The sequence below is a fragment of the Gilliamella sp. W8136 genome (assembly GCF_016101285.1).
In the GTDB taxonomy this organism is placed as follows: Bacteria; Pseudomonadota; Gammaproteobacteria; order Enterobacterales; family Orbaceae; genus Gilliamella; species Gilliamella apicola_N.
This window is the reverse complement of record NZ_JACFQU010000004.1, coordinates 93,626-115,937: the sequence shown is the minus strand read 5'-3', so window position 1 is coordinate 115,937 and position 22,312 is coordinate 93,626. Positions and strand designations below refer to the sequence as shown.

Here is a 22,312-nt window from a genome sequence, read left to right as displayed (position 1 = left end):
ATTTTATCCTATAGTTTGCTTCAAGTACTCACTAACACTTAAACAAGATTATTTCTAGGAAGAGTTTTTATTATGTTCAAAAAAGTTCGTGGCTTGTTTTCAAATGATCTATCGATTGATTTAGGTACAGCTAACACCCTTATTTATGTAAAAGGTCAAGGTATTGTACTAAACGAACCTTCAGTTGTCGCTATTCGTCAAGATCGCACAGGCACACCTAAAAGTGTCGCTGCTGTTGGGCAGGCTGCGAAACAGATGTTAGGACGTACTCCAGGCAATATTGCTGCGATTAGACCAATGAAAGATGGTGTAATCGCTGACTTTTCCGTGACTGAAAAGATGTTACAGTATTTTATTCGTCAAGTGCATAGTCATAGCTTTTTAAGACCAAGTCCTCGCGTTTTAGTTTGTGTGCCAGTTGGTGCAACACAAGTTGAGCGTCGTGCTATCCGTGAGTCTGCATTAGGAGCAGGTGCCCGTGAAGTTTACTTAATTGAAGAGCCGATGGCAGCAGCTATTGGTGCTGATTTACCAGTTTCATCGCCAACTGGTTCAATGGTGGTTGATATTGGCGGTGGTACCACAGAAGTTGCTGTTATTTCGTTAAATGGTGTTGTCTATTCTGCATCGGCAAGAATTGGTGGTGACCGTTTTGATGAGGCAATTATCAATTATGTTCGTCGTAATTATGGTGCGTTAATTGGTGAAGCAACCGCTGAACGAATTAAACATGTTATTGGAAGCGCGTATCCAGGGGATGAAGTTCTTGAGATTGAAGTGCGTGGTCGAAACCTTGCTGAAGGTGTGCCTCGTAGCTTTACTTTAAATTCCAATGAAATTTTAGAGGCGCTTCAAGAACCACTAAGTGGTATCGTCAGTGCCGTTAAAGTTGCGTTAGAACAGTGTCCTCCTGAACTGGCCTCTGATATTTCAGAACATGGTATGGTATTAACTGGCGGTGGTGCTTTATTACGTAATATTGATAAATTACTATCGGCTGAAACGGGTATTCATGTGGTTGTCGCTGAAGATCCTCTTACATGTGTGGCACGAGGCGGTGGCAAAGCTCTCGATATGGTTGATATGGAGGGCGGGGATCTCTTTAGTGAAGAGTAATTATTTTCTAATTATTGATTAATCTAATTTTTATGAAATCGATAATTAATAAACATCTCACTTTTTCCGCCGACATAGTCGGCGGAGTCATATCTTGAATTAATTAGATTTTAAGCATATAACAGGTAAGTACTGGATAATGAAATTACTTTTTTCTAAACGTTCTCCTCTTAGTGTGCAGTTATTTATATCTTTGCTATTATCTATTATATTGATAATATTAGATTTAAATTATCGTCCGTTTAAAGAAGTTCGTTACTATTTAGATACAATGATTTCGCCATTGTATTACATTTCAAATGCACCAAAAGCGACCTATGACACACTTTATGAGATGTCAAAGACGCGTGAAGCGTTAGAAAAAGAAAATGCAAATTTGAATAATATACTGCTTGAAAAAAAGACAGACTTGTTATTGCTTGAGCATCTTAGACATGAAAACGATCGATTGAGAGAATTGCTTGGGTCTCCTTTAAGACATGATGAACATAAAATGGCAGCTCAAGTTATATTAGCTGATACGGATCCTTATGTTTATCAAGTCGTTATCAATAAAGGTAAAAATGACGGTGTTTATATAGGTCAACCTGTCGTTGATGATAAAGGTATCGTTGGGCAAATTTATGAAATCGCTCAAAAAACTAGCCGAGCAATTTTAGTTTGTGATTATCAACATGCAATACCTGTACAAATATTAAGAAATGATATTTCTATGGTGGCAGTTGGTAATGGATGCAGTAATGATTTAACACTCGATTTTTTACCAAATAATGTTGATATCAAAGTCGGCGACATATTAGTAACTTCTGGACTAGATGGTCGTTTTCCTGAAGGCTATCCTGTTGCAGTAGTAAGTTCTGTCAAACTTGATATTAGCGATTCAACACCGGTTATTTCAGCAACGCCGACAGCCGATCTAAAACGTTTACGCTATCTATTATTACTATGGGGAGATCAAGGAGTAAAACATGAGGGCTCGTAATAGCATATTAATTATTTGGTTCACTTTGTTAATAGGCTTATTTTTTCAAATTATACCTTGGTCACCTTCATATGATGTGTTTAAACCACATTTGTTTTTATTAATTATCGCTTATTGGTTAATTACTCTACCTTATCAGATTGGCATAGGTACCGCATTTGTTTTTGGTTTATTGATAGATTTATGCTCGGGAACAGTATTAGGCGTACATGCTTTCATCTATTCTTTAATTGCCTATTTACTTGTATTCAAATACCAATTGTTGAGTAATTTAGCTTTGTGGCAACAGGCTTTTATCTTATTTGGTATTTCGGTATGTTATAATGCATTAATCTTTATATTTCAGGTAAGTATTTATCATACAATTACTATGTCGCCTTATATACTATTATCAAGTTGTGTTGATGGCTTTTTATGGATATGGATATATCTGCTATTGCAAAGCATAAAACAAAACTTTGCAATTAATTAGGGGAATGTTTCTGTATGTCTGTTGAATTATTAATGAACGTAACTCCGTCTGAAACGCGAGTTGCCTATATTGAAGATGGTGTATTGCAAGAAATTCATGTTGATCGTGAATCGCGTCGAGGCATTGTCGGTAATATTTATAAAGGAAAAATTATTCGTATTTTGCCTGGTATGCAGGCAGCATTTGTCGATATTGGTCTTGAAAAGGCAGCATTTTTGCATGCATCCGATATCATGCCCCATACTGAATGTGTGTCAGATTCAGAACAAGAGCAATTTCAAGTAAAAGATATTTCTGAACTTGTCCGTCAAGGACAAGATTTAATGGTACAAGTCGTTAAAGATCCATTAGGAACTAAAGGCGCTCGACTCACAACTGATATTACTTTACCGTCCCGTTATTTGGTGTTGATGCCAGGTCAAAATTCTTCACACGTTGCTACTTCTCAACGCATAGAAAGTGAAGAAGAGCGTCAAAGACTAAAACATATTGTTGAACAATATGTAACCCCAGACGGTGGTTTTATTGTTAGAACTGCTGCCGAGGGTGCAAGTGCTCATGAGCTTGAGCAAGATGCAAACTTTTTAAAACGGTTATGGACTAAAATTCAAGAACGAATGGCACGACCTACCAGTAAAAATTTAGTTTATGGTGAGTTAGCTTTATCTCAACGAGTGTTAAGAGACTTTGTAGGTGATCCAATTGAGCGTATTTTAGTTGATTCTAAATTGACTTACGATCTTCTTGTCGATTTTACTCAAGAGTTTATGCCAGAAGTGACTGATAAACTCTTTCATTATCGTGGTAATATCCCAATATTCGATCTATATGATACTGAAAATGAGATTCAACGAGCATTAGATCGCAAAGTTAAACTGAAATCGGGCGGTTATTTAATTATTGATCAAACCGAAGCCATGACAACAATTGATATTAACACTGGTGCATTTGTTGGTCATCGAAATTTAGAAGAGACAATCTTTAACACTAATATAGAGGCAACCATTGCTATTGCGCGTCAATTAAGATTACGCAATTTAGGTGGTATTATTATTATCGATTTTATCGATATGCAAGAAAATTTGCATCGAGAACGTGTATTACAATCATTGCAGGATTCTTTATCGAAAGATCGAGCTAGAACGACTATTAATTCATTTTCTACATTAGGACTAGTAGAAATGACACGTAAACGAACTCGTGAAAGTATTGGGCATATTTTGTGTGAAGAATGTCCTGCTTGTAAGGGTAGAGGAATAGTCAAATCAGTTGAAACTGTTTGTAATGAAATTTTACGTGAAATTGTAAGAGTATATAAAGCTCATCGTTCTGAATATTTTTTAGTCTATGCGTCATCTGCTGTTGCGAATGCTTTAACGATTGATGAATCACATGCACTTGCTGAAGTTGAAGTCTTTGTTGGTAAAAGAGTTGAAGTGAAAATCGAACCACTTTATATTCAAGAACAATATGATGTGGTATTAATGTAAAGCAATTACATGTTAAAAAGTTTCAGGTTAACTATACGTTTCAGTATAAAAATAACATAATAATGGATATATATCAAAAATATAGCATTATAAATTAAAATTTAAGGAATTTATGATAGTAACTCAAGTGAGTGAACGGCTACTCAACCCTAATAACTTAAGCCAACGTGATATTTCACATTTGCTTGATATGTTAAGTTCAAGGCAAATTGATTTTGGTGATTTATACTTTTTATCTGGTTATTATGAAAGCTGGGTACTGGAAGATAGCATTATTAAAAATGCTTCGTTCCATCGTGATCAAGGTGTTGGCGTTCGTGCAGTTGTTGGCGAAAAAACCGGTTTTGCTTATACTGATCAGCTCTCTTTAAATCGTTTAGAGCAGAGTGTATTGGCAGCCAATTCAATCACTAAACAGCAAACTCCAATTGTTGTCACACCTTTTAAAACGGCTAAAACGGTACCAATGTATGCATCAATCAATCCAATTAACTCTTTTTCTCAAGAGCAAAAGATTGCATTGTTACGACATATTGATCAGTTAGCAAGGTCAATTGACAAAAATGTAATTGAAGTATCAGCCAGTTTAACTGGTAGTTATGAAGATATTTTGATTGCAGGTACTGATGGTACACTATGCGCCGATGTCCGTCCATTAGTACGTTTATCTGTATCGGTCATTGTCGAAAAAGACGGGAAACGTGAGCGAGGCGGTAGTGGCGGTGGGGGCCGTTTTGGTTATGAGTATTTTTTAAATATTAATCCTAAAACGTCTGAAAGCTTTGCTGATAGTTATACTCGAGAAGCTGTGAGATTAGCATTAGTTTCATTGTCAGCTAAAGCTGCCCCTGCAGGTACAATGCCTGTAATTTTAGGTGCGGGTTGGCCAGGAGTACTACTTCATGAAGCGGTAGGACATGGTTTAGAAGGGGATTTTAATCGCAAAAACAGCTCGGTATTCTCAGGAAAAATTGGTGAAAAAGTCACCTCAGAGCTCTGTACCATTGTCGATGATGGAACAATTGAAAATCGCAGAGGTTCATTATCAATTGATGACGAAGGTACCGTGAGTCAAAAAACCGTTCTTATCGAAAATGGTATTTTAAAAGGTTATATGTTTGATAAGACTAATGCTAAATTGATGAACACTCATTCAACCGGCAATGGTCGTCGTGAAGGATATGCATGCTTACCTATGCCAAGAATGACTAACACTTATATGTTAGCTGGAGAATCGACTTTCGACGATATTATCAATAGCGTTGACTATGGCCTTTATGCACCTAATTTTTCGGGTGGTCAGGTTGATATCACTTCTGGTAAGTTTGTATTTTCAACATCAGAAGCCTATTTAATTGAAAAAGGAAAAATAACTACCCCAGTTAAGGGCGCAACATTAATTGGTTCCGGCATTGAAACCATGCAACAAATATCGATGGTAGGGAATGATCTCACATTAGATTCAGGTGTTGGTATTTGTGGCAAAGCTGGACAAAGTGTTCCTGTAGGGGTTGGTCAACCCACTTTAAAAGTGGATAATTTAACCGTTGGCGGAACGATTAATAACTAATAACTATAAATAAAATGGGAAATTAAATAGATGGAAACAATCATCAATCTTTATCATGCTTTTATTAACTTGGATATTGCAATCTTATCCAATCCGAATGTGCTTTGGACGCTTTATGGGATGTTGTTTGTCGTCATTTTATTAGAAAATGGCGTATTACCAGCAGCATTCTTACCGGGTGATAGTTTATTATTCCTAACTGGGGTTTTGATTAGTCGTGATGTTTTTCATTTTGGTTTAATAAATGTTATTTTAATTTCTGGTGCGGCTTTAGGTACTTGGTTAGGTTACATACAAGGTCTCTGGTTAGGTAATACTAAGCTGGTTAAGGGGTGGATGGAGCATGTTCCTGAAAAATATCATAAAAAATCAGAAGTGTTATTCCATAAATATGGATTGCAAGCTTTATTCATTGGACGCTTTATTGCTTTTGTACGTACGTTATTACCTATGATGGCGGGAATCTCAGGGCTACATAGTCGAAAATTTCATATTTATAACTGGATCAGTGCGACATTATGGATTTTTCTAATTGTGACATTAGGTTACTTATTTGGTTTATCACCATTTTTTGATAAATATGAAAAACAAATCATGTCTCTTCTTATGTTGATTCCTGCCTTTTTATTGGTACTAGGATTAATTTTTTCACTATGGCTTGCATTTAAACGTTGGTTAGCAAATAAGAAGCAATCTTAAAATTTAATATTGAAGATAAATTTATAAAGAAGAGGGCGAAATTAACCGATAAGCCGGGTTCTGTCGTGGACAATCATTCCTCTAGGCTAATGCTCACGCATTAGCTCAAGCAGTCTACCCGGATTCAACGCGGGCCGCGCCAATGAATCCCTATTTGACCTTGCTCCGAGTGGAGTTTACCGTGCCACAACTGTTACCAGTTGCGCGGTGCGCTCTTACCGCACCCTTTCACCCTTACCTGTACTTATAAATAAGTCATCGGCGGTATACTTTCTGTTGCACTAGTCGTGAATGTTTGCTCACGCCAACATCCCCCAGGCGTTACCTGGCACTCTGCCCTATGGAGCCCGGACTTTCCTCCCCTCTGTTTGTCTCCTTTTTACAAAGGACTACAACAAAGCAGCGATTGTCTGGTTAATTTCGTCAATGAGTATAACTTAATGTATGATTTTGTCCAGTAATGTCTGTTTTTGAATAGGCAGGTGGGTAAAGTATATACTTTTTTATACTGATATTGCCGGAAAAGGTAGGATCATACTTAATGATGCATCAATTAATTAACTTGCTCACTCTAATAGCACATTATAACAATGTGCTATTGGTATTAGATAAAGTAAGTTTAACTACCATCTTTTTTGTTCATGATTTTCATTATAATTATACCAAGTTACAACACCTTTCGAAATGATAACATCCAGTGTTCCGCTGATAGTATTAGATTGGGTTTCGCCAATAATTAAATGGCTGGTTGAACTCTTTCTAATATATTTGTATGTCCATTGCACTTCATCAGAATTAATCACTTTCTTACTTACTGGTTCACCAAATAATGATATTATTTGTGACTCAGTTGTTGAACCTTCAACTATACTACTAACTTTGTCTTTACTTAGTGGTGTACCTTGTTCAATAAAATTATTTTGTGAACAACTCGATAATATTATTATTGAGAATAAAGCGATAAAGAACTTATTAACATTTTTCATTATATTGTAGCCTGATAATTAATGTTTTTTCTCCATGTATATGAATGATAACATATGTTTGGTAACGTTCAAGATCAACTAAAATTTAATCTATAATAAATATAGAAAATGTTTCATTTCTATATGTTTCCATAGTTTCATCATTCTTTATTAATTTTTTTTCGTTTACTCGTTGATTTTCGTTTTTTCTTCTTCTTTGTGGTGGTTGTAAGTCGTAATACGCGTTTTATTGGTTCGTTGGTGATTGAATCAATATAACGGCTTGGCCAAATTTCATTAGGCTCTACATCTAGCGCTTGGGCAATAATGAACTCTCCTTTTGTCCAAGGTCGAGCTAAAGCATTACTAAGCGTTGATGAACTTAGACCTGATTGTCGAGATAGATTAGCAAGAGTTGTCCCCTTCTTTTTTAGTGCGGCAATAATGTCTGCAGGATGCCAATCACTAGAATTTATTTTCATTTTTTATTTCCTCTTTGTTTATAACCTTGTATATCTATGTTATGCTTTGATGTTACTAAAACAAGTAAGTTTATAATCTAACTATAGTTATTTATGATTTCTTGTTTCTTATTTATTGTATCAAAGTTTCTTTAATTTCTGTATTTTTTTCTTATTGTGTTAAAATGGGATGATAAAATGAAAGAATGGTTCTCATCAAAAGAGCTATTAAGTATTGCCGGGATGCCATCAACGATACAAGGTGTTAATCGTAAAGCAAGATCAGAAAATTGGACTGCACGCAAAAGAACAGGTGTTCGAGGAAAGGCTTTAGAATATCATATAAATAGCTTACCTCTTAGCGTCAAAAGAGCATTGTATCTTGAGGAAGAAAGTGCAACTTATGTTGTTCCGCCAATTGACCCATTGCAAATATGGATGACAGCATTTGAACAGTTATCTGTTGATGAAAAATCAATTGTTATATCATGGTTGATGCGAAATGGTATTAAAGATTTTATAAGTTTTATTTATAAAGATAAAAAAGATAGTTAGTGTTATTGCGCAAGCTGCGATATACTCTAACGCTAGTAAAAAATTAATTTAGTTGCTATGGAATAAACAATGGAAAGTCAGTTTCAATTAACAAATAGTAAAGATATTATTGCATATTTAGCTCAACAATTTCCTAATTGTTTTACTCTCGAAGGTGAAGCGAAACCTTTAAAAATTGGAATTTTTCAAGATATCCTTTCACGCTTGGATAGTGAAGCACTAAGTAAAACTAAACTTCGCGTTGCTTTACGCGGTTATACCATGAGTTGGCGTTATTTATACAGCATTAAAGAAGGCGCTCATCGTATAGACTTAGATGGAAATCCAGATGAGATTATAAGCAAAGAACAAATGGAATATGCCCAACAACAGCTAAAAGAAAGTAAGCAGAAAGCAAAAGAACGTTTAAAAGAACGGACACAAAAAGAAAAACGTAAAAACCCACGTCCGCCTGTGAAAAAAGCGAAGACTTTAAAAGTGGGTGACTATGTTAAAGTAATATTAGGCAATAAACCGTTAAAAGTACAAATCATTAATATTGAAAAAGAGCATATCAAAGTAAATGTTGGCTCTGGAATGGAATTAACTGTTAAACCTGAGCATATTATTACCAAATAGAGAATTTGAATGAATAAATTACTCAAAGGCACCATTAAATTAAGCCTAGCATTATGTATTGTAAGTTTGAGTGTCCAGGCCAAACAACCTGCCACCGATCCATTACCAGTACTTAAACAAGATGATGTACACCAAGTCGTTGCTAAGCGAGTAACGAATTTTTTTACTCAAGCGCACTATCGTAACTTTGCATTAAACGGTGCATTTTCAGCTAAAATTTTTGATCGCTATTTTAAAATGCTAGATGGTAGTAAAGCGATATTTATTCAAAGTGATGTCGATACTTTCCGCAATCGACAAGAGTTATTAGGTCAAGAATTATTCGATGGTAATTTAAAAACTGCTTACGATATCTATAATCTTGCAATGCATAAACGTTATGAGCGTTATAAGTATGCACTTAAAGTTTTACAATCTCCAATGGATTTTTCTACCGACGATGAAATTGATTTTAATCGTGAAGATATATCTTGGCCAACCACTGAAAAAGAGCTCGACTCTTATTGGGATAAGCGCGTTAAATATGACGAACTTAGCTTATCTTTATCTGGCAAAGATGAAAATCAAATTCGAGAAACGTTAACTAAACGTTATAATCGAGTTTTAAAAACCATTGAACAATCAAATAATGAAGATGCTTTTCAAGTATTTATGAATGCATTTGCGCGAGAAATTGATCCCCATACCAGTTATTTAGCACCACGCAAAAAACGTGATTTTGATACTGAAATGAGTTTATCTTTTGAAGGTATCGGTGCAACGCTTAGCCAACAAGATGATTATACAGTAATCATGTCTTTTGTGACTGGCGGTCCGGCTGAGAAAAGTAAATCGATTGCCGTAGGTGATAAAATCATTGGTGTTGGGCAAAGCAATTCTCCAATAGAAGATGTAATTGGTTGGCGTTTAGATGATATCGTTGACAAAATCCGTGGTCCTAAAGGAACCGTTGTTAAACTCGAAATATTGCCTGCGGGTAATAACAGCAAACCAAAGGTTATTGAGCTGACTCGAGATAAGATCCACTTTGAAGATCGTGAAGCAAAATTAAATATTGTTGATAATCAAAGAGGAAAAGTTGGTGTTATTGATATACCAAGTTTTTATATGGGTTTAACCGACAAAGTTGAATCACTTTTATTGGAAGCCAATAAAGCTAAGTTACAAGGTCTGGTTATCGATTTACGCAATAATGGTGGCGGTTCATTAGCTGAAGTTATCTCTTTGACTGGGCTTTTTATTGATTATGGACCAGTAGTTCAAGTTCGCGATAATCTTCAAAAAGTTATTGTTTATGATGATAAAAATAAAGGCATCGAATATACAGGTCCGATTGTTGTAATGGTTAATCGTTATAGTGCTTCGGCCTCCGAGATATTTGCCGCAGCATTGCAAGACTATGGCAGAGCTGTAATAGTTGGTGAAACAACTTATGGTAAAGGGACGGTACAAACCTCTCGAAATATTGCTTATCAAACTGATGCTAGACTTCATCCTAATTGGCCAGAGCTTGGTGGTATTCAGTATACCGTGCAAAAATTTTATCGTATCAATGGCGGTAGTACACAACTTAAAGGTGTCGAGCCCGATATTGAAATGAGTAAAACTAAATATGATGATGAAACTGGTGAACGTTTCTTAGATAACGCTTTGCCATGGGATAAAATTCCATCATCTGAATATTTAACTCTGACTAATATAAAAACAATATTGCCTTATTTGAAGTCCGAACATTTAGCACGAATTTCAAATAATCCAGAGTTTGTCTATATTGATCAAGATATTAAAGAGCTTAATGATAAAAAAGATCGTCGATATATTGTGTCTCTCAATAAAAAGAATCGTGAAGCAGAACAAAAAAGTTATGAAGATCGCGATTTAAAAAGAATGAATGAACGTTTAGCTCGAGAAGGCAAACCTCCTATTACTAAATTAGAAGATTTACCTAAAGATTATAAGCAACCCGATACTTATCTAAACGAATCAGTTGAGATATTGTTAGATTTGATATCTAAATACCCAAATATTGACGATAAAAAATTAACTCAAGAGATTATTTCACTTAGATCACCTATTAAAAACTAGGTGAATAAATATTAAAACGATTGGAGATAATAAACATGTGTACAGATTTGAAATACGCTTTAATGACGACAACTGCAATTGTATCGGTTTTGATTGTGTTTGGCGCCATTGTTTGCATGAATTAAAAAAGCTTGATTAATTCGCTTGGGATTATTATAGTATGCAACCTGCTCTTCTAAAGCAGGTTGTAAATAGATGGTGAGGTGTCCGAGTGGTTGAAGGAGCACGCCTGGAAAGTGTGTATACGGCAACGTATCAAGGGTTCGAATCCCTTCCTCACCGCCATATTAATTTTTAGTTATTGGAAGTGAAAAGCCTTTTGGCTCATCGTGATTGTTATTAGTCACTTTCAATATTAATTTAGTGCATTTCCTCATTATAATGTGATCGGAAGTGACGAGTAATACCTTCCCTCTCCTTAATCATTGGAGCCATTATGGAAAACTTACGCACGGTTCAGGATTTTATACGCTGGACATCATCACAACTTAGTCTATCAGATGTTTTCTTAGGTCACGGTACAGATAATCCTATCGATGAAGCTAAACAACTTATCTTAGCCACTTTGGGTTTATCATTGTTTATTCCTACCGAATTTTATTCTGCAAATCTTACCAATGACGAAAAACAAGCGCTTTTCGATATTATCCAAAAACGGATTAGTGATCGAGTGCCAACGCCATATTTAACTAATCAAGCTTGGTTTTGTGGACACAGTTTTTACATTGATGAACGTGTATTGATTCCACGTTCTCCGATTGGTGAATTAATTGATAATCATTTCCAATCTTTATTATCACAGCCACCCCAACAGATTTTAGATCTCTGTACAGGTAGCGGCTGTATTGGTATTGCTTGTGCTTATGCTTTTCCTGAGGCACAAGTTGATATCACTGATATTTCATTAGAAGCGTTAGATGTAGCACAACAAAATATTGACTTGCACGAAATGAATTTTCGAGTTACACCAATGCTATCTGATTTATTCAATGATATTCCAGCAAAACAATATGATCTTATTGTTACTAATCCTCCTTATGTTGATAATGAAGATATGGACGATTTACCTGATGAATTTTCCTATGAACCTAAATTAGCACTTGAAGCCGGATTTGATGGTTTAGATATCGTTAAACGAATTTTAAGTGATGCAATTAATTATCTATCACCACAAGGAATATTAGTTTGTGAAGTAGGAAATAGCTGGGTTAGCTTACAAGAGCAATATCCTCAAGTTCCTTTTAATTGGTTGGAGTTTGAACGTGGCGGATTAGGTGTTTTTTCTATCACGCGTGAAGAATTAATTCAATATCAACACTGTTTTAAATAAGCTGTTTTTAATATACGGAAAAATTATTATGGCTGGAAACTCAATTGGAAAATTATTCAAAGTTACAACATTTGGTGAGTCACATGGCATTGCGCTAGGTTGTGTTGTTGATGGCGTTCCGCCTGGTCTTGCTTTGACTGAATCAGATATGCAATATGATCTTGATCGTCGTCGTCCTGGTTCATCGCGTTATACCACTCAAAGGCGTGAAGCTGACCAAGTAAAAATCTTATCAGGCGTTTTTGATGGAGTAACAACGGGAACCAGTATCGGCCTATTGATCGAAAATACCGATCAACGTTCACAAGACTACAGCCAAATTAAAGATATTTTTAGACCGAGTCATGCTGATTACACTTATCAACATAAATATGGGATTCGCGATTACCGAGGAGGAGGGCGTTCTTCCGCGCGTGAAACTGCTATGCGAGTTGCAGCAGGCGCAATAGCAAAAAAATATTTGCATGAAAAATTAGGGATTACCATTCGTGGCTATCTAGCTCAAATGGGTGAGATAAAATGTCAATTAAAAGATTGGCAACAAGTTGAACAAAACCCATTTTTTTGTGCAGATGAAAGTAAACTTGATGAGCTAGATCAATTATTAAGATCATTAAAAAAAGAAGGCGATTCAATTGGTGCTAAAGTTTGTATTGTTGCTGAAAATGTACCTGTTGGTTTGGGTGAGCCTGTTTTTGATAGATTAGATGCCGAACTAGCTCATGCACTCATGAGTATTAATGCCGTAAAAGGTGTAGAAATTGGTGATGGTTTTGATGTTATCAATAAACGTGGCAGTGAAAACCGTGATGAAATAACGCCACAAGGTTTTTTATCTAATCATGCTGGTGGTATTTTGGGTGGAATTAGCTCAGGGCAAACTATTTTAGCCAGTATTGCATTAAAACCGACGCCGAGTATTGAAATTGCTGGTCAATCAATTAATATTCATGGTGAAAGTGTAGAAGTATCAACCCATGGTAGGCATGATCCATGCGTAGGTATAAGAGCTGTGCCGATTGCTGAAGCAATGGTTGCTATTGTTTTAATGGATCACTATCTTCGTTATCGCGCTCAGTGTAATGATGTAAATGAATTATGAGTTATGAACTACTTTTATTATTATTTGCTATTGCTGCTTTAGCTGGATTTATCGATTCAATTGCTGGTGGTGGAGGATTATTAACCGTACCAGCATTATTGGCGGTTGGCTTACCACCAGCTAGTGCATTAGCCACCAACAAATTGCAAAGTTGTGGTGGTTCATTTTCTGCGAGCCTCTATTTTATACGGCAAAAAATGGTTGATTTAAATCAACAAAAATGGGCAATTGTAGCAGCTTTTGTTGGTTCAGCCATTGGCACAATATCGGTAATGCATATCCAAACCGATTTTTTGAAATTATTGCTGCCAATTTTAACGATTAGCGTAGGGTTATATTTTTTATTATCCCCAACGATTGGTGAAAGTGATCGTAAAAGTCGTTTTTCTATTCTTCAATTTGCTCTTATTCCTGCTTTAGGGATTGGTTTTTATGATGGCTTTTTTGGACCAGGTGCCGGGTCATTTTATGCTTTAGCATATATTACATTGGCAGGATTTAATCTAACCAAAGCTACCGCCCACACTAAAGTACTTAACTTCACCTCAAATTTAGCTGGTTTACTATTTTTTATTATGGGCGGGCAAGTGGTATGGTCGATTGGTCTTGTCATGCTGGTTGGTCAGTTTATTGGAGCAAGGTTAGGCGCTAAAATGGTTATTGCTAAAGGGCGTAAATTAATAAGACCAATGCTTATTACGGTTTCTACTATTATGAGCATTAAACTGATTTATGAAAATTTCTTTTAAAACAAGTTGTTCAATTTGTTGAATCCTGTATAACAGCAAAAAAAGAGATATTGCAGAATTCATATAAGGTTAGTTTGCGATTTAAGTAGTAATAAACCTACTACAATAATCGCAAAAGCAATTATGTTTATAAAACCAGCCTTTTTAACTTGTTTTAATATTGAAATGTCGATTGATTTTAAATAAATTATTAGAACTATAAACTTCACGAAAAAATAAAAAATTAACCAATATTATTCTTAAATCCTGTCTTTTACTCAAATTTCTCAATACTATTTTTCAAACTTTACTGCAAATAATAAATGAAATTTACTGAAGTCTATATTACAAGTTATTATTTAAAACAAATTGATGTGTTTTTAGCTTATAAAATAGGAATTGAATAAATTAAACAAAACCCAGAGTTTATCCCTATGTGTATAGGGAACAAACCAATTATAATCTATTGTTTTATTTTGAAAATAGTGGCATGCAAATTTCTACCAACTTTTTGCATATTTTTTGAATAATCTTATGATTTTATAATGTCATCGGAGTTAAATATGATATAAGCCGAAAATATTTATTTTCACAATATATATCTATTTAGAACCATTGTAAAAAAGTTTGAGGTCATGCCTACATTTCAGCAAAAAACTTTTATTAAATTCAGTTATTAACTGATAACAATAATAAAACAAGATAAATTAGATAATTAATTTAAAAAAATGGTGTTTATCAGTCTCGTTTTTAACTGTTATTCATCTTTTTGTAAAAAAGTTTGAGGTCACGCTTACTTTTCAGCAAAAGACTTTTATTAAATTCAGTTATTAACTGATAACAATAATAATATAAATTAAATAATTGATATAAAAAATATGCGGTTATCAGTCTCGTTTTTAACTATTATTCATCTTTTTGTAAAAAAGTTTGAGGTCACGCTTACGTTTTAGCAAAAAAAATTTATTAAATTCAGTTATTAACTGATAACAATAATAAAATAATATAAATCAAATAATTGATATAAAAAATACGGCATTTATCAGTCTCGTTTTTAACTGTTATTTATTTTTTGTAAAAAAGTTTGAGGTCACGACTACGTTTCAGTAAAAATTTATTAATAGTATGTTTCATACATTTTATCGAATCATCTTTTGATAAAGATTATCTAAAGTTTAAATCAAATGGCATAAAATTCATTGCATACAATTTTTGCTATGTAAGTTATGATGTATAGGATATTTTAGATAAGCAAATAATTATAAAGCTTGTTTAATTTAACCTATTTTACTTTTGACGATAATCTATTTGATGTTATGAAATTACAACAATTACGTTATATTTTAGAAATTGCTCGCTCAGGTTCAATTAATGAAGCGGCTAAAAATTTATATATTACTCAACCGAGTTTATCAACCGCCGTAAAAGAGTTAGAGGCTGAATTTGGTATTGAGATTTTTGTTCGAACATCAAAAGGGGTTTCACTTTCAACTGATGGTGTAGAGTTTTTAGGGTATGCTAAACAAGTTTTAGATCAAGCTGAACTATTAGAACAGCATTATGCTAAAAAAGAGCCCTCTAAACAGCTGTGTAGCATTTCAACTCAGCACTATGCCTTTGCGGTAAATGCATTTGTTAATTTGATTAAAAAAAATCACACAGATGAATATGAATTTACCTTAAGAGAAACCCGAACTTACGATATTATTACTGATGTAGCTAATTTACGTAGTGAAATTGGCATTTTATATATTAACGATTTTAACCAAAAGGTGATCTTGCGTTTATTGAAAGAACATCGGCTAACGTTTAACCCGTTATTTGAAGCAGATCCTCACGTATTTATCAGTACTAATCATCCTTTATCTGATATGAAATCGTTAACTTTACATGATTTAGAAGAGTATCCTTACTTATCGTTTGAACAAGGTGAGTATAATTCGTTTTATTTTTCGGAAGAGATTTTGAGTACGGAATACCATAAAAAAAGTATTCATGTTAGTGATAGAGCAACTTTGTTCAATTTACTACATGGGCTAAATGGTTATACTATAAGCACGGGAGTATTGAGCACGGATTTAAATGGCTCTGATATTTTATCTATACCGCTCAAAGTCAAAGAAAAAATCTTAGTAGGGTGGATCACATCTCAAAAAGTACAATTGAGTATGTCGGCACAAAATTATATTGAAGCACTTAAAAAGCTCATTCAAGAAGAATATGGCTTTACCCTTAAGTAATACCAATGCAATAAGGAACAAATCAAATTGCTATTTCAGTAAATTCTAGTATAATTGCGCACGATTCATATATCTAATATATGAATATCGAGGAGTGTCTGAATTAGAGATCGGTCATTCCATATTTTATGTTAATTTAAGAGGTTTATTATGTCTCTAACTGTAGAAGCTAAAGCGAAAATCGTTGCCGACTTTGGTCGTGGTACTAACGACACTGGTTCAACTGAAGTTCAAGTTGCACTTTTAACTGCACGTATTAATGACTTACAAGGTCATTTTTCTGAACATAAGAAAGATCACCATAGCCGTCGTGGTTTGTTACGCATGGTATCTAGCCGTCGTAAATTATTAGATTATTTACGTCGTAAAGATTTCGATCGTTATAGCCAATTGATTCAAAAATTAGGTTTACGTCGCTAATTTATAATCTACTTGAAAAGAGGCTTAGGCCTCTTTTTCGTTGTGAAAAATTAGGGCTCTGATATAATGCTGAGCTCAAAAGTAAAAGATTATATCTCATGTTTCGCGCGACTAATGAGAGCTCTATAATTTATAGATTTGTCATTAGTCGTGACAGTGAAATAATCTTTTGTTGATTATCCCCACATTGTTGAAGTCAGTATCATAACTTAAGTTGTGCTGCTCTCTATCAAAATATTAAACTTCAACAAAATTACTACAAGAGGACATTATTTTGTTTAATCCGACATATCAAAAATTTCAATATGGTCGTCATACCGTTACTTTAGAAACAGGCATTATGGCTCGTCAAGCAACTGCTGCCGTAATGGTTAATATGGATGACACGGCTGTATTTGTAACTGTTGTTGCTGATAAAAAAGTTAAAGAAGGTCAAGACTTTTTCCCTTTAACAGTTAACTACCAAGAACGTACTTATGCTGCTGGACGTATTCCAGGGGGATTTTTTAAACGTGAAGGCCGCCCAAGTGAAGGTGAAACTTTAATTGCTCGTTTAATCGACCGTCCACTTCGTCCTTTATTTCCAGAAGGTTTTGTTAATGAGATTCAAATCATTGCAACAGTCGTATCAGTTAACCCAGATGTTAGCCCAGATTTGGTTGCGATGATTGGTGCTTCTGCTGCACTATGCTTATCTGGTGTGCCTTTCCATGGACCAATTGGTGCTGCACGTGTGGGCTTTATTAATGATGAATTTGTTTTAAATCCATCAGTAAAAGAGCTAGCAACAAGCCGTTTAGACTTAGTGGTTGCTGGTACTAAAAGTGCGGTATTAATGGTTGAATCTGAAGCTGATTTATTAACTGAAGATCAAATGTTAGCTGCGGTCGTATTTGGTCATGACCAGCAACAAGTTGTCATTGATAATATTAATGAGTTTGTCGCCAAAGCTAATTGCGAAAAATGGGATTGGGTTGCACCAGTTAAAGATGAAGCGCTTTATAATGCCGTTTCTGAATTAGCAAAAGATCGTTTAGGTGAAGCTTATCGAATTACTGAAAAACAAGCGCGCTATGCTCAAATCGATTCAATTAAAGAAGATGTACTTGCAGCACTTAAAGCACAAAACGAAGAACTTGATGAAAACAAAGTTATCAATATTATTGTTGATTTAGAAAGTCAAATCGTTCGTCAACGCGTTATTGCTGGTGAACCACGTATCGATGGTCGTGAAAAAGATATGATTCGTGCGCTTGATATTCGTACAAATGTATTACCAAGAACTCACGGTAGTGCACTATTTACTCGCGGTGAAACTCAAGCATTAGTAACAGCCACTTTAGGTACTGAACGTGATGCTCAAATTATTGATGAATTAACCGGTGAATACACTGAACGCTTCTTATTGCATTATAACTTCCCTCCATATTCAGTTGGTGAAACGGGTATGGTTGGTTCGCCAAAACGTCGTGAAATTGGTCATGGACGTTTAGCTAAACGTGGTGTTGCAGCAGTAATGCCAAGCATTGAAGAGTTCCCTTACACTGTTCGTGTCGTTTCTGAAATTACGGAATCAAATGGTTCATCTTCAATGGCTTCTGTATGTGGTGCGTCATTAGCTCTTATGGATGCGGGTGTACCAATTAAATCATCTGTAGCTGGAATCGCAATGGGGCTAGTGAAAGAAGGTGATAAATTTGTTGTTTTATCGGATATTTTAGGTGATGAAGATCATCTTGGTGATATGGACTTTAAAGTAGCGGGTACTCGTGAAGGTGTGAGTGCGTTGCAAATGGATATCAAGATTGAAGGTATCACTAAAGAAATTATGCAAATTGCGCTTAATCAAGCAAAAGGCGCTCGTTTACACATTTTAGGTGTGATGGAACAAGCGATTAATAAACCTCGTCAAGAGATTTCAGAATTTGCACCACGTATTTATACTATGAACGTCAATCCGGATAAAATTCGCGATATCATTGGTAAAGGAGGCGCAACCATTAGAGCCTTGACCGAAGAGACCGGCACTACTATTGAAATCGCTGATGATGGTACTGTTAAAATTGCTGCTTCAGACAGTAATAAAGCGAAAGATGCAATGGAGCGCATTAACAATTTAGTTGCTGAGGTTGAACTTGGCAAAATTTATACAGGTAAAGTAACACGAATTGTTGATTTTGGTGCTTTCGTTTCAATTATCGGTGGTAAAGAAGGTCTTGTCCATGTGTCACAAATCGCCGACCATCGCGTTGAAAAAGTTTCTGATTATCTAAAAGTCGGACAAGAAGTGAATGTTAAAGTTTTAGAAATTGATCGACAAGGTCGAATTCGTTTGAGCATGAAAGATGCTGTTGAACCAACGACAGAAACAGCTCAAACTTCCGAATAAAAAATTATTCACTAGGAGTTAAGATGAGACAGTTCAACCTGATGAGAATTCTAAGCTTTTCATTAGCGGTTATTCTTATGTCAGGTTGTTCTAACTCTCAGCCTTTACTTGCTGTTCCTGAGCAAGTTTCGTATGATGATGAATTGAAAATTGCACAGATTAGTCAACAGTTATCTCAAAAAGATATTGATGCAGTAACGCGGATACAGCTTATATTTCAACGTGGCGTTGTCTACGATTCACTGGGCTTTAAAGCATTTGCACAAAGTGATTTTAGTTATTTGATGGAATTCAATCCTGAAATTCCAGACATTTATAATTTCATGGGAACTTATGCTTTACGTGAAGGGGATTTTGACAATGCCTTAATGTCCTTTAATACGACAATTGAACTTGATCCAACATATGTTTATGCTTATTTAAATCGTGCCATTACTTTATACCGTACTGGCCATTATCAATCAGCAGAACGCGATGCATATCAATTCTATCAATTTGATGTGAATGAACCGATCAGAATTTTATGGCTTTATTTGATTGACAGAGAGATAGATAATGAAGCTGCACAAAATAAGCTACAAAAACGTTACGATCTAATAAATGATAAAACGATTTATAGTAGCGATATTATTGCATTTTATTTAGGTAAGATTAATGAATCTAAGTTAATGCAAAATCTTCAACAAGGCGTTGAAAGTAACCGGCAGTTAGCCGAACGTCTTTGCGAAGCCTACTTTTATTTAGGTAAATATTATCAAAGTAAAGGTAATAACGAGCGTGCTAAAATGTTATTTAAATATGCTTTAGCTAATAATATTTATAACTTTGTTGAACATCAACAGGCGCTCTATGAAATGAAGTTACTTGAAGAAAATGAAAAGTAACATGGGTCATGCCAGTTTAAAAGTGAAAATATTGTTATAGCGTAGTTCTGATTTGCCAAAAAATATATTCTCAACATTTGATAATACAGTTAGTTTTATCATCTTTTAAATAAATATCATTTAACTTTAAATTTATTTATTTTATATACATTGGATTGTAGTTGAGTCAATATCGGCAGTTAGTTATTGGGGTGAGTTGTAAATTTTCAATTTAGTGAGCTGGCATAAATTTATATAAACTTTCTTTGTTTGAAACAGTAATAATTTAACGATTACTGTCATTCGTTGATCAAAATGCTTAATTTGGTTAACCAAAAGTAAGTTTGTATATTCAAAATTTTTAAGCGAGTTTACATGACAAAAGAAATTTCTTTTATTGACCTTGGTTTATCTGAGGATATCCTTAACGCATTAAATGATCTTGGTTTTAGCAAACCATCACCAATCCAATCTGAATGTATCCCTCTATTATTAGCAGGTAACGATGTATTGGGTATGGCACAAACAGGTAGTGGTAAAACCGCTGCATTTTCAATTCCTTTTTTAATGAATATTGATGCAAACCTAAAAGCACCACAACTTTTAGTTTTAGCGCCAACGCGTGAACTTGCGATTCAAGTTGCTGATGCTTGCACAGAATATTCAAAATATATGAAAGGAATAAAAGTATTAGCATTATATGGTGGTCAACGTTATGACGTTCAATTGAGAGCATTAAAGCAAGGACCTCAAATTGTGGTCGGTACACCAGGACGTTTACTTGATCATTTAAATCGTAAAACGTTAGATCTTTCTAATCTTAAAGGATTAGTGCTAGATGAAGCTGATGAAATGCTAAGAATGGGCTTTATTGATGATGTTGAAAGCATCATGGCGACAATTCCTGAAGATCATCAAACAGCACTATTTTCAGCGACAATGCCTGCGCCAATTCGTCGTATTACTAAACGATTTATGCATAATCCTAAAGAAGTACAAATCAAAGGCACTAACCAAACTGCACCCGATATTGAACAGAGCTATTGGCTTGTTCGTGGTATGCGAAAAAATGAAGCGATTGTTCGCTTTTTAGAAGCTGAAGATTTTGATGCGGCAATTATTTTTGTTCGTACAAAATCAGCGACTTTAGATGTTGCAGAAGTGCTCGAAAAACATGGTTACAGCTGTGCTGCTTTAAACGGTGATATGACACAACAATTACGTGAACAAACATTAGATCGATTACGTAATGGTCGTTTAGATATTTTAATTGCAACCGACGTTGCAGCTCGTGGTTTAGATGTTGAGCGTATCAGCTTAGTTATCAACTATGATATCACCTTAGATTCAGAATCTTATGTTCACCGTATCGGACGAACAGGGCGAGCAGGTCGTGCCGGTCGTGCAATTTTATTTGTTGACAGCCGCGAACGTCGTTTACTTAAAAATATTGAGCAAACAATTAAGAAAACCATTCCAGAAGTGGGCTTACCGTCAAAAGATCTGCTTGAAGCACGTCGTTTAGCGAAGTTTACTGAACAAGTTCAAAAACAACTTGAAAGTAGTGATTTACCACAATATCAAACCTTGTTAGCGCAAATACAAGCTGATAGTGGAGCTGATCTTGAAACGATTGCTACAGCGTTATTAAAATTAGCTCAAGGTGAACGTCCATTAATTTTACCACCAGACCCGGTATTTAAGCCGTCACGTGAAATGCGCGATCGTGATAATCGTGGAGGTGAGCGCCGTTTACGTGGTGATAATCGTGAAACGCCAAAACGTCGAGAACGCCGTGATGTTGGTGAAATGGATATGTACCGTATTGAAGTGGGTAAAGAAAACGGTGTTGAAGTACGTCATATTGTAGGTGCAATTGCAAATGAAGCAGATATCAGTAGTCGCTACATTGGTAATATTAAGCTCTATGAAACTTACTCAACTGTTGAGTTACCAAAAGGTATGCCAAAAGATATCTTAAAACATTTTGAAAAGGTAAGAGTACTTAATCAACCGATGAAAATGAGCTTAGTTAGTGGTAATACTTCGGAAACTAAGCGTGGTCGTAAAAGTACTAAATCTGATGCTGGTGATAACAAAAGTTCACCTAAAAAACGTGGTCGTCCAGCAGCGCCGAAGTTTTAATACATTTAGTTTTAATACATTTTAGTGTTAATACTTTTTAGTTTTGATTGTTGCAAACCTCTATCTTTATGGTAGAGGTTTT

General features: G+C 35.0%; 20 protein-coding genes, 1 tRNA gene and 1 other RNA gene. 19 read left to right on the top strand and 3 right to left on the bottom strand.

Annotated elements, in window-relative coordinates; translation table 11 throughout:
- Positions 1–72 precede the first annotated feature (72 nt).
- From H3T96_RS03495 to H3T96_RS03470, 6 genes are all read left to right on the top strand, one after another.
- Positions 73–1,116, top strand: a complete 1,044-nt coding sequence (locus tag H3T96_RS03495; protein ID WP_025316140.1) for a rod shape-determining protein — start codon at positions 73–75, stop codon at positions 1,114–1,116.
- Positions 1,117–1,255: 139 nt separating this feature from the next.
- Positions 1,256–2,098 (top strand): rod shape-determining protein MreC, encoded by an 843-nt coding sequence (gene mreC, locus H3T96_RS03490; RefSeq protein WP_144091541.1) that lies wholly within the window; start codon positions 1,256–1,258, stop codon positions 2,096–2,098.
- Positions 2,085–2,570: a rod shape-determining protein MreD gene (mreD, locus tag H3T96_RS03485; protein ID WP_144091542.1), complete on the top strand. Its 486-nt coding sequence runs from the start codon at positions 2,085–2,087 to the stop codon at positions 2,568–2,570. Before mreC ends, mreD begins: the two co-directional genes overlap by 14 nt.
- A 14-nt stretch (positions 2,571–2,584) precedes the next feature.
- On the top strand, positions 2,585–4,060 hold the full coding sequence (gene rng, locus H3T96_RS03480; RefSeq protein ID WP_086326477.1) for a ribonuclease G: 1,476 nt from the start codon (positions 2,585–2,587) through the stop codon (positions 4,058–4,060).
- A 112-nt stretch (positions 4,061–4,172) separates the two neighbouring features.
- Positions 4,173–5,630 carry a metalloprotease TldD gene (tldD, locus tag H3T96_RS03475; protein ID WP_144091543.1) on the top strand — a complete coding sequence of 486 codons (1,458 nt, stop codon included), beginning with the start codon at positions 4,173–4,175 and terminating at the stop codon, positions 5,628–5,630.
- Positions 5,631–5,660: 30 nt separating this feature from the next.
- Positions 5,661–6,329: a DedA family protein gene (locus tag H3T96_RS03470; RefSeq protein WP_086326479.1), complete on the top strand. Its 669-nt coding sequence runs from the start codon at positions 5,661–5,663 to the stop codon at positions 6,327–6,329.
- 33 nt (positions 6,330–6,362) lie between these two features.
- Here the strand turns inward: H3T96_RS03470 and rnpB are convergent.
- The 3 genes from rnpB to H3T96_RS03455 all read right to left on the bottom strand — a co-directional run bounded on the left by rnpB (position 6,363) and on the right by H3T96_RS03455 (position 7,776).
- Positions 6,363–6,751: RNase P RNA component class A (gene rnpB, locus H3T96_RS03465), an RNA gene on the bottom strand.
- A 201-nt stretch (positions 6,752–6,952) separates the two neighbouring features.
- Positions 6,953–7,315: an outer membrane protein assembly factor BamE gene (bamE, locus tag H3T96_RS03460; RefSeq protein ID WP_039129379.1), complete on the bottom strand. Its 363-nt coding sequence runs from the start codon at positions 7,313–7,315 to the stop codon at positions 6,953–6,955.
- A 140-nt stretch (positions 7,316–7,455) separates the two neighbouring features.
- On the bottom strand, positions 7,456–7,776 hold the full coding sequence (locus H3T96_RS03455; protein WP_086326958.1) for a helix-turn-helix transcriptional regulator: 321 nt from the start codon (positions 7,774–7,776) through the stop codon (positions 7,456–7,458).
- Positions 7,777–7,953: 177 nt separating this feature from the next.
- Here H3T96_RS03455 and H3T96_RS03450 point away from each other — a divergent pair, with 177 nt between their 5' ends.
- The 13 genes from H3T96_RS03450 (at position 7,954) to H3T96_RS03390 (ending at position 22,230) form a co-directional block, all read left to right on the top strand.
- Positions 7,954–8,310 (top strand): DNA-binding protein, encoded by a 357-nt coding sequence (locus H3T96_RS03450; RefSeq protein ID WP_086326957.1) that lies wholly within the window; start codon positions 7,954–7,956, stop codon positions 8,308–8,310.
- 69 nt (positions 8,311–8,379) lie between these two features.
- A complete protein-coding gene (gene proQ / locus H3T96_RS03445) occupies positions 8,380–8,928 on the top strand; it encodes an RNA chaperone ProQ (protein WP_086326956.1) in 549 nt (182 codons plus the stop codon).
- Positions 8,929–8,937: 9 nt separating this feature from the next.
- On the top strand, positions 8,938–11,013 hold the full coding sequence (gene prc, locus H3T96_RS03440; RefSeq protein ID WP_144091544.1) for a carboxy terminal-processing peptidase: 2,076 nt from the start codon (positions 8,938–8,940) through the stop codon (positions 11,011–11,013).
- A 35-nt stretch (positions 11,014–11,048) separates the two neighbouring features.
- Positions 11,049–11,138, top strand: a complete 90-nt coding sequence (locus H3T96_RS14975; protein WP_141677587.1) for a YnhF family membrane protein — start codon at positions 11,049–11,051, stop codon at positions 11,136–11,138.
- 72 nt (positions 11,139–11,210) lie between these two features.
- Positions 11,211–11,298, top strand: a tRNA-Ser gene (locus tag H3T96_RS03430).
- Between the two features lie 151 nt (positions 11,299–11,449).
- Complete coding sequence (prmB, locus tag H3T96_RS03425; protein WP_086308148.1) at positions 11,450–12,343, top strand: 50S ribosomal protein L3 N(5)-glutamine methyltransferase; 894 nt, start codon at positions 11,450–11,452, stop codon at positions 12,341–12,343.
- A 28-nt stretch (positions 12,344–12,371) separates the two neighbouring features.
- Positions 12,372–13,445 carry a chorismate synthase gene (aroC, locus tag H3T96_RS03420; protein ID WP_086308149.1) on the top strand — a complete coding sequence of 358 codons (1,074 nt, stop codon included), beginning with the start codon at positions 12,372–12,374 and terminating at the stop codon, positions 13,443–13,445.
- Positions 13,442–14,194 (top strand): TSUP family transporter, encoded by a 753-nt coding sequence (locus H3T96_RS03415; RefSeq protein WP_086308150.1) that lies wholly within the window; start codon positions 13,442–13,444, stop codon positions 14,192–14,194. The genes aroC and H3T96_RS03415 overlap by 4 nt, the downstream gene beginning before the upstream one ends.
- A 1,295-nt stretch (positions 14,195–15,489) precedes the next feature.
- Positions 15,490–16,413, top strand: coding sequence for a LysR family transcriptional regulator (locus H3T96_RS03410; protein WP_086327165.1), 924 nt, complete (start codon positions 15,490–15,492; stop codon positions 16,411–16,413).
- Positions 16,414–16,563: 150 nt separating this feature from the next.
- Positions 16,564–16,833: a 30S ribosomal protein S15 gene (rpsO, locus tag H3T96_RS03405; RefSeq protein ID WP_025316125.1), complete on the top strand. Its 270-nt coding sequence runs from the start codon at positions 16,564–16,566 to the stop codon at positions 16,831–16,833.
- 274 nt (positions 16,834–17,107) lie between these two features.
- A complete protein-coding gene (gene pnp, locus H3T96_RS03400; protein WP_144091545.1) occupies positions 17,108–19,222 on the top strand; it encodes a polyribonucleotide nucleotidyltransferase in 2,115 nt (704 codons plus the stop codon).
- 23 nt (positions 19,223–19,245) lie between these two features.
- The gene (gene nlpI, locus H3T96_RS03395) at positions 19,246–20,106 is read left to right on the top strand and encodes a lipoprotein NlpI (RefSeq protein WP_144091546.1); all 861 of its coding nucleotides are present in this window, start codon (positions 19,246–19,248) and stop codon (positions 20,104–20,106) included.
- A gap of 354 nt (positions 20,107–20,460) precedes the next feature.
- On the top strand, positions 20,461–22,230 hold the full coding sequence (locus H3T96_RS03390) for a DEAD/DEAH family ATP-dependent RNA helicase (RefSeq protein WP_144091547.1): 1,770 nt from the start codon (positions 20,461–20,463) through the stop codon (positions 22,228–22,230).
- The last annotated feature ends 82 nt before the right edge of the window (positions 22,231–22,312 follow it).